Here is an 11878-nt window from a genome sequence, read left to right on the forward strand (position 1 = left end):
CCCGCTGCAACCCCGGTCGTCCGCTACCGCCCCGGCGGTAGCGGACGACGGAAATCGCAGCGGGAAAACGGATTCGGGATCAGCAGGTGATCGGCGCGGGCACGGGACGCTTCGCCGTCACCCCGTCGCCCGACGATTCGTGCCGCAACCGACGACCCACCCACGGAACGAGGAAGTCACGGGCCCACGCGAGGTCCGCGCGGCGCTGTTCCTGGCGCTCGAGCACCGGGGCCGGCCCGAGTTCGACGGGCTCGATGCCGTGGTCGACGCCGATCGCCTCGAGCACACGAATCGCCATGTTGCGGTGACCTTCCGGCGACATGTGCAGACGGTCGAAATCCCACATCCGGTAGTCGCAGTACTCATCGAACCGCCAGAAGTCGACGAGCGTCGCGCCGTGCCGTTCGGCGACCTCACGCACCAACTCGTTGTACGTGGCGACGCGGCCGCGCAGCTTCCGGAACACCGGAGCCCATCCGGTGTCGTACGCCGACCACATCACGACGGTCGCGCCGGTCGCGGCGAGCGCACCGATCGCCTCGTCGTAGCGGGAGACGAGGGCGTCGAGGTCCAGCCCCGGACGCATGAGATCGTTTCCGCCCGCGTAGATCGTCACCAGATCGGGTGCGAGTTCGAGCGCCGGTTCGATCTGCTCGTCGAGGATCTGCCCCATGAGGCGACCCCGGACGGCGAAATTGGCATACCCGAACGTCTCGTTGTCGCGACCCAGTTGCTCGGCGACCCGATCGGCCCACCCTCGCAATCCGTTGGGGCGCGAAGGATCCGGATCCCCGACCCCTTCGGTGAACGAATCACCCAGAGCAACATAGCGTTCGAACTTCATTCCACTACCTCACACGTCGGTACTGAACCGGATTCCCCCGTCGGGGAGCGTCACGCCCGGCCACACCCGCGCGCCCCGAAGGAGTTCGCAGCGCGCACCGATGTCGGCGCCGTCCCCGATGACGCCGTCGCGGATCAGGGCCCGCGGACCGATCCGCGCACCGAAACCGACGATGGTGCGTTCGATGACAGCACCGGCCTCGACCTTCGCGCCGTCGAAGATCACCGCGCCGTCGAGTCGCGCACCAGCACCGATCTCGGCGCCGCGACCGATTACGGTACCACCGATGAGGACGGCACCCGGAGCGACCGAGGCACCGGGATGGACGAGGGACTCGCCGCGCTGCCCCTGCAGCGCCGGGGACGGTGCGATCCCGCGCACCAGATCAGCCGATCCCCGGACGAAGTCCTCCGGAGTGCCCATATCCCGCCAGTACGCCGCGTCGACGTGCCCGAACACCCGCTTGCCTGCGGTCAGCAAGGCGGGGAACACCTCCCGCTCGACCGACACCGGGCGTCCCTCCGGGATGGTTTCGATGATCTCCCGGCGGAACACGTAACACCCGGCGTTGATCTGGTCGGTCGGCGGATCCTGCGTCTTCTCCAGGAACGCGGTCACACGGCCGTTCTCGTCGGTGGGCACGCAGCCGAACGCGCGCGGATCACCGACCCGGACCAGATGCAGCGTCACGTCCGCCTCGGTGCGCACATGGGTGTCCAGGACCGCACCGAGGTCCGTGCCCCCGAGCACGTCACCGTTGAACACCATGATGTTGTCGGCGCGCAGCTTCGGTAGCACGTTGCGGATGCCGCCGCCGGTGCCGAGCGGATCGGTCTCGGTGACGTACTCGATCTCGAGCCCCAGCTCGGAGCCGTCCGCGAAATGCTCTTCGAACACCTCCGCCTTGAACGACGTCCCCAGGACCACGTGCTTGATCCCGGCCTCGCGGATCCGAGCGAGCAGGTGGGTGAGGAACGGTAGTCCGGCGGTCGGGAGCATCGGCTTCGGTGCCGACAACGTCAGCGGGCGCAGTCTCGTCCCCTGGCCCCCGACCAGGATCACCGCGTCGGTGTGCGGTGCGGCAGCACTCGTCATGATTTCCCCTGGGTGTCGTGGCCGGACAGCTCGCCGGCCTTGTCGTCCTTCCGCGCGCGGACCGCGGCCGCGACGGCGATCCTCGACCGTACCGCCAGGCCGCCCCGCAGCGCCCACCGCAGGGGTGCCTGCCACGGGTGCGGGTGACGATCGGCCTGGAACCGGTAGGCGCTCTCGTGGTGGGCGGGCAGCATCAGTTCGGGGTGTCGTCCCGCCGCGTGCCCCTTGGCGTGGGTGACCTCCGCCGACGGCACGTACACGTTCTGCCAGCCGGCGCGACCGAGCCGGTCCCCGAGATCGACGTCCTCCATGTACATGAAGTAGCGGGAGTCGAACCCGTCGATCGAATCGAACGCGGCCCGACGGAGCAGCAGGCACGAACCCGACAACCACCCGACGGTCCGTTCGGAGATCTCCTCGTTCTCCTGCCGGTATCGCCGCGTCCACGGATTGGCCGGCCACACCGTGCCCAGCAAGGCATGCCCGACGCCACCGGCCAGGGTGGGCACCGTGCGGGCGGACGGGTAGATGCTGCCGTCGGGTTCGTGGATCAGCGGGCCCAGCGCGGCGGCGCGAGGCCAGCGTGCGGCCGCGGCGAGCAGAGCGTCGAGCGACCCGCGACCCCACCGCACATCGGGGTTGGCGACCACCACGAACTCGGCCGACGGATCGACCTCCGCGACCGCGCGGTTGACCGCGCCGCCGTAGCCGATGTTGCCGCCGGTGTGCAGCAGTTCCGCGTTCGGGTGCGCCGCGGCCGCTGCCTCGGGAGCGCCGTCGGTCGAACCGTTGTCCGCCATGATCACGCGGGTGGGCAGCGTCGTCGCGTCGGCGAGGCTGGCGAGGAAGTTCTCGAGGTGCTCGCCGGGGGAATAGGTGACCGTCACCACGGCCAGCGTCGAATCCACGCGGGCCACCCTATCGACCCGGCCGGTGTGCGACGAATCACGGACGCCCGGACCGGTCACGCCCCGGTCTCCACGGCCCCGAGAGCAGCGGCGAGCGCGTCGCGCCACGGACGCAGCGGTGCCAGACCGGCGGCCGCCCACCCGGCGGTGTCGAGGACGGAATAGGCCGGTCTCGGCGCCGGCCGGACGAACTCGGCGCTGGTGCATGCCTGCACCCGCGACGGATCGGCGCCCATCTCCTCGAACACGGCGCGGGCCAGGTCGTACCAGGTGGCGTCGCCGCCGTTGACGGCGTGCAGGATCCCCCCGGGGACGGGGGCGGTGTCGACGCGTTCGGCCAGATCGAGCAGGCCGTCCGCGAGGTCGTGCGCGTAGGTCGGGCATCCCCGCTGGTCGTCGACGACCCGAATCGTGTCGCGTTCGCGTTCCAGACGCCGCATCGTCGACACGAAGTCGGTACCGATCCCCGCGTACAACCACGCGGTCCGCACGACGTGGGCGCTGGGCAGCGCATCCAACACACCTCGCTCCCCGTCCAGTTTCGTCCGGCCGTACACGGTCCGCGGTGCCGCGGGCGCGTCGACCGTGTAGGGGCGGGATGCGTCACCGGCGAAAACGTAGTCGGTGGACACGTGGATCAGGTGCGCGCCCGCATCGGCGCACGCCCGCGCGAGAAGCGCGGGGCCGGTCGCGTTGACGGCCGCCGCCGCGGCCTCGTCCGTCTCGGCCTCGTCGACCGCCGTGTACGCGGCACAGTTGATCACGACGGAACCGGGTTCGACGACGGCCGCCACCGACCTGCGGTCGGTGATGTCGACCTCGGCCGATCCCATTCCCCGTACGCGCGCACCGCGCGCCGCGGCAAGGTCGAAGACGTAGCGGCCGAGATGACCGAGGGCACCGGTGACCAGAACGTTACGCACCCGTGGAGTCTGGCACGCCGGAGTGGGACACGCCGGGAGGTCCGCGGCACCAGTAGCCTTCGACGGGTAGCCGTCACACACGCCGACAGGAGGATCGCCCGGTGCCGTCAGAGCCACCCCGCCGTCCGACCCGCGCGCGAACCTCGTCGGACGGACGGCGTTCGTCGCGTCCCGCCGGCACCTCGTCCCGCACACCGCGCGGCACCGAGCGCGCTCGGCGTGGCCCCGCCCGGCGACACGATCCGGAGTACGTCGCCGGCGCGTCGCGGGTGTTCACCGGCCGGCCGACCCAGATCGTCGCGGCGGTCGCGGCGGCGCTCGTGCTGATCGTCACCGGTGTCGCGTGGCGCAGCGTCGACTCGCTGCAGTCGTCGTTGGCGTCGATCGACGGTCTGACTCTCGGCGACGGCGCCGACGGAGCCCTCGACATCCTCCTGGTCGGCACCGACAGCCGCACCGACGCGCACGGCAATCCGCTGTCCCAGCGGGAACTCGATGCGTTGCGGGCCGGCGAGGAGGTCGCCAACAACACCGACACGATCATCCTGATCCGAGTTCCCACCGACGGCAGCGCCGCCACCGCGATCTCGATTCCCCGCGACACCTACGTCGCGGTTCCCGGACTCGGCATGTCGAAGATCAACGCCGCGTACGGCGCCACGAAGGAAATGGCGCGACTCGACGCGGTCGAGTCCGGCGCCGACGCGAAACAGGCCGAGGCGGAGTCCACCCAGGCCGGTCGCGATGCGCTGATCGAGACGGTCGCGGATCTGACGGGTGTGACCGTCGACCACTACGCCGAGGTCGGGTTGCTCGGCTTCGTGTTGCTCACCGACGCGGTCGGCGGCGTCGACGTGTGCCTGAACGCCGCCGTCGACGAACCGTTGTCGGGCGCCCGATTCCCGGCCGGCGAGCAGACCCTCCAGGGATCCGACGCGTTGAGTTTCGTGCGGCAGCGGCACGGTCTACCGCGCGGCGACCTCGACCGGATCGTGCGGCAACAGGTGTTCATGGCGTCGCTCGTCCAGAAGGTGCTGAGCGCGAAGACGTTGAGCAATCCGTCGAAGGTCGGGCAGCTCACCGCGGCGGTCCAGCGGTCGGTGGTGCTCGACTCGGACTGGGACATCGTCGCTCTGGCCACGCAGATGCAGGACCTCGCCGGTGGCGCGGTGCAGTTCTCGACGATCCCCGTGGAGGACATCAACGCGATGACCGACTACGGGGAGTCCGTCGTGCAGGTCGACCCGGACGAGGTACGCGAGTACGTCGCCGACCTGGTCGGCGTCGACCACCCGTCGTCCGGCTCGGCGTCGACGACCACCGCCGGTCCCGCCCCGGACATCGACCCGTCCACGGTGACCGTCGATGTCGCCAATGCCGGTACCGTGTCGGGCCTCGCCGCGGAGGTGTCCGCCGCTCTGATCTCGGAGGGATACACGCAGGGCGAGGTCGGCAACTACACCGGCGCCACCCTCACGGCCACGACGGTGTTCGCCGCCGACCCGGACTCCGACGCCGCGCGCGCCGTCGCCGCGACCGTGGGCGACGTCGACATCGAAACCGACACGAGTCTGCCGGACGGCACGGTGCAGGTCGTCCTCGCCGACGACTACGCGGGTCTCTCTGCCGGTTCAGGCTCCGGATCGGATCACGAGTCCGATCTCGTCCCGGCCGGAGAATCCGCCACACCGGCCCCCGCAGCACCTCCGATCGATGCGGGCTCCGACGGCCCGCGTTGTGTGAACTGACCGAACGAACGAGGATCCATGGCCACCCTGACAGACACCCTGCTCGATCCGATTCTCTCCACCGACCCGGCGGGGCCGCGCATCACCTGGTACGACGATGCGACGGGCGCCCGTATCGAACTGTCCGCGATCACCCTGGCGAACTGGGCCGCGAAGACCGCCAACATGATTCGCGACGAGTTCGGTGTGCTGCCGGGCGGGCGGGTGGCGGTGCTGCTGCCCGCGCACTGGCAGAGCGCCGCGGTGCTGCTCGGCGCGTGGTGGGCGGGCGCCGAGGTGGTTCTCGAGGCCGACCCGGACGCCGATCTCGCGTTGGTGACGCCGGATCGTCTCGACGACGTCGATTCGGTCGCGGAGGTCGCGGCGCTGTCGCTCGATGCGTTCGGCGCGCCGGTGAAGGATCTTCCGCCGGGGGTCACCGACTACGCCACCCACGTGCGGATGCACGGCGATCAGTTCCGTTCCTCCGGTGCCGGTGACGCCGCACTCGACGGCCGCAGCGCATCGGAACTCGTTGCTGCCGCCCGTGATTCGGCGGTGTCTGCGGGTATCTCGGGCACGGACCGGGTATTGTCGAGCCGGGAGTGGACGACACCGGACGATCTCGTCGACGGTCTGCTGTCCGTCCTCGCCGTCGGCGCCTCGCTGGTGCAGGTCGGCAACCCCGATCCGTCGATCGTGGAGCGGCGTGTCGCGAGCGAGAAGATCACCGCACGGTTGACCTGACGCGGCGCGCCCCTCACCGTTCCCGGTACCCGCCGTCCGCAAGCCCCGCTTCGATCTCGAACCGATTGCGCGATCCGGGATTCCGCATTTCCTCGACCAGATAGCGCACGGCGAGTCCGGGACCGTACCGCGCCCACTGGTCGGCGTGGACGGCTTCGTGCCGCAGCACCGCGGCCGACGGTCGGCGGGCGGTGAGGAACGCCCCGCCGATCGTCGTGCCTCCCCGGGCGAATCCCCACCGCAGGCCCGTGCACACGTACAGACCGGAGCGGTCGTCGAATCCGATCGCGCCGCCGCACAGCCGCGCCCACACCAACGCCAGCACCGTCACGATCCGCGCGGACGGCACACCCCGCGACGCCCGCGTCATCCTGCCTTTTCGTCCCACGTCCGGGAGCGTAACCGGTCAGCGTGCATCCTTCCGCGCGCGCAGGATCGCCGCCGCGGTCAACGCAACGGTGCGGTCCTCGTCCCGCGCGAGCCGGGTCAGGGCGTCCAGTGCCGCACCGCCGGGGATCTCCGCGAGCGCCTGCGCCAGCCGCAGTCGCGCGGGACTGTCGTCGGCGTCGCTCAGCCGGTGTTCGAGCGCGGACACGATCTGCCCGGCCGCCTCGGGACCGTCGGCCAGTGTCCCGAGCCTTTCGGCGGCCTCGACGTCGCGTATGCCCTCGACGACGAGATCGACGAGCACCGGTGCGGCACCGGCGTCGCCGCGGTCACCGAGCGCGAGGGCGGCGCGACCGCGGATCGTGGTGTCGGGGTCGTCGAGTGCCCGGCGCAGCAGCCTCGACGCCGCCGCGGCCGGCACGGCGGCGATCGCGGTGACGGCGCGCCGCCGCACCACGACGTCCGGCGACTCCAGTCCGGCCTCCAACCCGGGCAGTCCGTGCCCGTCGGCCCGGACGAGCGCCCACTGCAGTGCGCCCGCCACGTTCGGATCGTCCTCGGCGAGCAGTGCCTCGACCAGTGCGGTGACCGGCAGTGACGCCGTGTCGTCCTGGGTCAGCACCGCCCGCTGCCGGTGCCCACCGGAGTCCGACTCGAACGCGTGCAGCAGCGAGACGACCTGCAGCACGTCGCTCCAGTCCGCGGGGGCGGACGCGTCGACCTGCAGCAGCCGGGCCAGCAGGTCCTCTTCGGCGCGGATCCGCGCGCGGGTGTGCCCGATGAGCTCGGCGACCAGCGTCGCCGGCGCGAAGTCCGGTTCGTCGAGCGCGCGTTTGGCGTCGGCCAACGACAGCCCGAGGGTACGCAGACATTCGAGGTGGAAGAGGCGCCGGATGTCCGCAGCGGAGTACTCGCGGTACCCGCCGGTCGTGCGACCGGTGGGTACCACCAGTCCGCGCGCGTCGTAGTGACGCAGCATACGGACGCTCACCCCGGAACGTCGTGACACCTCCCCGATCAGCATCGGTCGGCTGCTCCCGCCGCGATCGCACCCATCAGGTTCCTTCCGGTCCGGTCGCCGCCACCCGCTTCGCCGCTTCCACGGACACCGCGAAGGCGCTGTCGGGGTCACGATAGAGCGCTTCGGTGGCGGCGGCGTGGCCTCGGACCCGCGCGTCCGCACTCGCCTTCGCCCGGTCCAGCACCGGCAGCACCGACTCCCCCAGCCCGATCAGTGCGCGGGACAGGCTCCGCTGCATCTCCGAGTCGCCCCGGCCGAGGCCGGCGGCCAGGTCGGCGGCCAGGGCGCCTTCGGCACCGGACGGCACGAGCGCCACGGCCGCACGCCACGCGCTGCGTGCCACGTCGTCGTCCCGGTCGTGCAGGTGCGCCCGCGCCGCGGGCCAGGCCCGGTGATCCCCGATCTTCGACAGGGTGTGCAGCGCCTGGCTGCGGGCCTGTGCGCCCCCGCCGCGAAGTTCGTCGAGCAGCCTCGGCACGGTGACGTCGACCGGCATCCGGCACAGCGCCCAGGTCAACATGTCACGGACGAAGAAGTCCGGTTCCACGGCGCACCGTGCGACGAGTGAGTGCACCAGGCGCGGGTCGGGATCGGTCCCGGCGCGCAGCGCCGCCTTCAGCCGCACCGAGGCGACCGGAGCACACAGCGCCTCCGACAGCGCCTCCGACAGCGCCGCCGGCAGGGGCTCCGCCGGCGCGGGGCCCGGCCGACCGTCACCGGTTGTGTTCACGACAACCACCTCCTCCGGTGACCAGTGGACGCCCTGACACCGTGTGAGGGTCAAGCGCCGCGTGCGACGGGCGCACGATCTCGACCGGACACCGGTCCACCGGCAGCGACAAAGTTCCCGCCGGTGGCATATCTCACCACGACAAGGCATCTACCTGCACGTTTCTCGATTTTCCGAGATCGGAGGGGAAATGGTCGCGCAGCCCGACTCGATGACGCCCGTGGATATGCCGGAACCGTGGCCTCGACCACGGCCCAAGGCGGTGGGCCCCCGCCCACCGAATCGATCGACAGTGGGCCCCGCCCACAGAAAGGACGCAGGTGCCCCTCGTGACCGATTTCGACACCCCGTCCCTCCCCAGACGCACGATGCTCAAGGCCGCGCTCGCCGGTGCCGCCGGTCTCGCAGGTGCGGCGGCCTACACGACCGCCCGGCCCGCCGTCGCCCACGCCGTGCCGGCGGGCGGCTACGAGGAACTCTGGGTGAACTCGAGCATGGGCCCGATCAAGGTGCAGGTCCAGTGGGCGAAGCGGGGCGGAAGCGCTGCGCTGTACCTGCTCGACGGGATGCGGGCCCGCACCGACGCCAATGCGTGGTCGTTCGAGACCAATGCGTTCGAGCAGTTCGCACTCGACGACGTCACCCTCGTCCTGCCGGTCGGAGGCGAATCGAGCTGGTACAGCGACTGGTACAGCCCGAGCAACTTCAACAATCAGGACATCACCTACCAGTGGGAGACGTTCCTGACGCGGAATCTGCCCGATGCCCTCGCCGCCCGCGGTGTCGATCGCACGCGCACCGCCATCGCGGGCCTGTCGATGGGTGGCACCGCTGCGATGAACCTCGCCGCGCACCATCGCGACCAGTTCCGGTTCGCGGCGTCGTTCTCGGGTTATCTGTGGTTGAACGCCCCCGGGATGCGCACCGCCGTGCGCATCGCGATGCTCGACGCCGGCCTCTACAACGTCGACTCGATGTACGGACCGCCGTGGGACCCGGCGTGGGAGCGCAACGATCCGTTCACGCAGGCCGAGAGTCTGCGTGGGCTGCCCATGTACATCTCGGCGGGCAGCGGCATCCCCGGGTACGCCGACAACATCGAGAACATGACGGATCTGGTGAACACCGTCAGCGGGATGGGGCTCGAGGCCCTGGCCCTCGCCACCACGCGGGCGTTCGAGACGCGATTGAACAGCCTCGGCATCGGCGCGACATACAGCTTCCCCGCCGCCGGGATCCACAGCTGGCCGTACTGGTCGGGTGAGCTGTGGTTGGCACGCCCGCACATCCTGGACGCGCTGCGCGCCTGGTAGGTCGCGCCACCGTGGTTCCTCGCCGATCCGGGCGAGGGACCACGGTGTGACGGCGGCGCAGTCAGACGCGCGCCGGCGCCTTCTCCCGGACCCGTTCGAGCTGCTTCCGCTCGGACGACGGGATGGTGAGGGTGATCGCCGCGGCGACGAGCGCGACGGCGCAGCCGATGAGCAGGCCGGTGCGGAAACCGGATTCGGTCGGCAGGCTGTACTCCCCTACCTGCACGCTCATCTGGGTGAGCACGACACCGACGACGGCGGCGGAGATCGACGTGCCCATGGCGCGCATGAGCGAGTTGACGGCGTTCGCGGAGGCGGTCTCCGATTGCGGGACCGCCCCCATGATCAGCGCCGGCATGGCTCCGTAGGCGAATCCGACCCCGCAGCTGCAGATGCACGTGACGATCATCAGACCCCACGCCGAGCCCATGAGAAGCATCGACGAGCCGTATCCGAGCGCGATGATCACGCATCCGACGAACAGTGTGATCTTCGGGCCGCGCGCGGACGAGAGGCGGCCCCCGATCGGTGACACCGCCATCATCACGACACCCGCGGGAGCCATCCACAGCCCCATCGCGACCATCGACCGGCCGAGTCCGTATCCGGTCTCCGCGGGAAGCTGCAGCAGTTGCGGGATGATCAGCGACTGGGCGTACATACCGAATCCCACCACGACGGAAGCGGCGTTGGTGAGCAGCACGGGCCGGCGGGCAGCGATACGGAGGTCGATCAGCGGCGCGGGCCGTCCCAGTTCCCATGCGCCCCACGCGAGGAGCACCAGCGCGGCCGCGGCGAACAGTCCGAGTGTCGTGCCGCTCACCCAACCCCAGTCGGCGCCCTTCGAGACGGCCAGGAGCAGACAGGTCAGTGCAACACCCAACCCGACGGCACCGACGAAGTCGAACCGGGCCGGTCTGCCGCCGCGCGGGACCTCGGGCACCGCGATCGCGATGAGGGCCGCAGCGATCACACTCAGCAGAGCGACCGCCCAGAACAGGGCGCGCCAGTTCGCGTGCTGGGCGACGGCCGCGGCGACGGGCAGTCCGAGTGCACCGCCGATGCCCATGGACGAGCTCATGAGCGCGATCGACGAGTGCAGCCGCTCGGGCGGCAGCAGATCTCGCAGGGCGCTGATGCCCAGCGGGATGAGTCCCACACCGAGTCCCTGCAGACCCCGGCCCACGAGCATCGGGACGAGCGAGGAGGCCATGGCGCACGTCACGGATCCGAGGATCAGCGGGACGGTGCAGACGAGGAGCATGCGCCGCTTGCCGTACATGTCGCCGAGCCGGCCGACGACGGGTGTCGCGACCGCGCCGACGAGCAGGGTGGCGGTGATGACCCACGACGAGTTGGACGCCGATGTGTTCAGGATCGCAGGTAGTTCCGCGATGAGCGGCACCACGAGCGTCTGGGTGAGTGCGCCGATGATGCCGGTGAAGGCGAGTACGGCGACGAGCAGATCGGGCCGAACCCGTGGACCCGGTGGCGTATCGGTGGAGGTCTGCATACGGGCGGATTCCTGTTCCATTACCGAGCGGGGCGGCGCCCCGAAGAATATGTATCAGGCATACTGTATGCATAATGCATATCGACGGGGCAACCCGCGGGGCGGCTACGCTGAGGAACCGGACGCCCCGGGGTGACGAAGGACACGCATGGACAAGCCGACACACCTGATCGAATTCGAGATGACCCTCATCGGGCGGCACCTGAACTTCTTCGGACCGCGGCAGCGCGCCGCCGGACGCCTCGACCGCAGCGCCTACACGATGCTCAGCCGCCTGTCGTCTCAGGGACCGATGTCGATCGGCCAGCTCAGCGAGGCCTTCGGACTCGACACGTCCACCGTGAACCGGCAGACCGCGGCCCTGATCAAATCGGGCCTCGCCGAGCGCATCCCCGATCCCGACGGTGGGATCGCCCGGAAGTTCCGGATCACCGACCACGGCTCCCGACGGCTCGAACACGATCGGTCCGAGGCGATCTCCGCGCTCGACAGGATCATGGCCGACTGGGAACCCGAGGACGTCGCCGCGTTCGCCCGGTACCTGGAACGATTCAACACCGACATCGAGAGCCGTTCGCCCACGCCCTGGAAGAGGCCCGCGGACGTGCGACCGCCCGCGGGCCCCTGATCCCCACCCGTGCGCGTTTCTGGTAGCTCCAGCTACCAGAAA

Annotated in this window: 12 protein-coding genes; 4 read left to right on the plus strand and 8 right to left on the minus strand. The window is 70.3% G+C overall.

The window, feature by feature from the left end:
- Nucleotides 1-79: 79 nt before the first annotated feature.
- The 4 genes from LDQ05_RS17635 to rfbD are packed head-to-tail and all read right to left on the minus strand — an operon-like array spanning nt 80 to nt 3770.
- Complete coding sequence (locus LDQ05_RS17635; RefSeq protein WP_226438252.1) at nt 80-844, minus strand: SGNH/GDSL hydrolase family protein; 765 nt, start codon at nt 842-844, stop codon at nt 80-82.
- 9 nt (nt 845-853) lie between these two features.
- On the minus strand, nt 854-1939 hold the full coding sequence (gene manB / locus LDQ05_RS17640) for a mannose-1-phosphate guanylyltransferase (RefSeq protein WP_226438253.1): 1086 nt from the start codon (nt 1937-1939) through the stop codon (nt 854-856).
- A complete protein-coding gene (locus tag LDQ05_RS17645; protein WP_226438254.1) occupies nt 1936-2847 on the minus strand; it encodes a glycosyltransferase family 2 protein in 912 nt (303 codons plus the stop codon). The genes manB and LDQ05_RS17645 overlap by 4 nt, the downstream gene beginning before the upstream one ends.
- Before the next feature lie 56 nt (nt 2848-2903).
- Nucleotides 2904-3770, minus strand: a complete 867-nt coding sequence (rfbD, locus tag LDQ05_RS17650) for a dTDP-4-dehydrorhamnose reductase (protein WP_226438255.1) — start codon at nt 3768-3770, stop codon at nt 2904-2906.
- Nucleotides 3771-4039: 269 nt separating this feature from the next.
- Here rfbD and LDQ05_RS17655 point away from each other — a divergent pair, with 269 nt between their 5' ends.
- Both LDQ05_RS17655 and LDQ05_RS17660 read left to right on the plus strand, forming a co-directional pair.
- A complete protein-coding gene (locus LDQ05_RS17655) occupies nt 4040-5518 on the plus strand; it encodes an LCP family protein (protein WP_226438260.1) in 1479 nt (492 codons plus the stop codon).
- A gap of 18 nt (nt 5519-5536) precedes the next feature.
- The gene (locus LDQ05_RS17660) at nt 5537-6244 is read left to right on the plus strand and encodes a TIGR03089 family protein (protein WP_226438256.1); all 708 of its coding nucleotides are present in this window, start codon (nt 5537-5539) and stop codon (nt 6242-6244) included.
- A 13-nt stretch (nt 6245-6257) separates the two neighbouring features.
- Here the strand turns inward: LDQ05_RS17660 and LDQ05_RS17665 are convergent, their stop codons facing one another.
- The 3 genes from LDQ05_RS17665 to LDQ05_RS17675 are packed head-to-tail and all read right to left on the minus strand — an operon-like array spanning nt 6258 to nt 8391.
- A complete protein-coding gene (locus LDQ05_RS17665; RefSeq protein ID WP_226438261.1) occupies nt 6258-6614 on the minus strand; it encodes a hypothetical protein in 357 nt (118 codons plus the stop codon).
- A gap of 36 nt (nt 6615-6650) precedes the next feature.
- Nucleotides 6651-7655: a MerR family transcriptional regulator gene (locus LDQ05_RS17670; protein WP_226438257.1), complete on the minus strand. Its 1005-nt coding sequence runs from the start codon at nt 7653-7655 to the stop codon at nt 6651-6653.
- Nucleotides 7656-7686: 31 nt separating this feature from the next.
- Nucleotides 7687-8391, minus strand: a complete 705-nt coding sequence (locus tag LDQ05_RS17675; RefSeq protein ID WP_372461149.1) for a HEAT repeat domain-containing protein — start codon at nt 8389-8391, stop codon at nt 7687-7689.
- A gap of 359 nt (nt 8392-8750) precedes the next feature.
- Between LDQ05_RS17675 and LDQ05_RS17680 the strand changes: the two genes are divergently transcribed.
- Nucleotides 8751-9695: an alpha/beta hydrolase gene (locus LDQ05_RS17680; RefSeq protein WP_226438263.1), complete on the plus strand. Its 945-nt coding sequence runs from the start codon at nt 8751-8753 to the stop codon at nt 9693-9695.
- A gap of 61 nt (nt 9696-9756) precedes the next feature.
- Here the strand turns inward: LDQ05_RS17680 and LDQ05_RS17685 are convergent, their stop codons facing one another.
- Entirely contained in the window at nt 9757-11208 is a 1452-nt protein-coding gene (locus tag LDQ05_RS17685) for an MFS transporter (RefSeq protein ID WP_226438258.1), read from the minus strand.
- A gap of 148 nt (nt 11209-11356) precedes the next feature.
- On the opposite strand from LDQ05_RS17685, the gene LDQ05_RS17690 reads away from it, so the two are divergent.
- A complete protein-coding gene (locus LDQ05_RS17690; RefSeq protein WP_226438259.1) occupies nt 11357-11836 on the plus strand; it encodes a MarR family winged helix-turn-helix transcriptional regulator in 480 nt (159 codons plus the stop codon).
- Nucleotides 11837-11878: the final 42 nt, after the last annotated feature.

Source organism: Rhodococcus yananensis (assembly GCF_020515525.1).
In the GTDB taxonomy this organism is placed as follows: Bacteria; Actinomycetota; Actinomycetes; order Mycobacteriales; family Mycobacteriaceae; genus Rhodococcus; species Rhodococcus yananensis.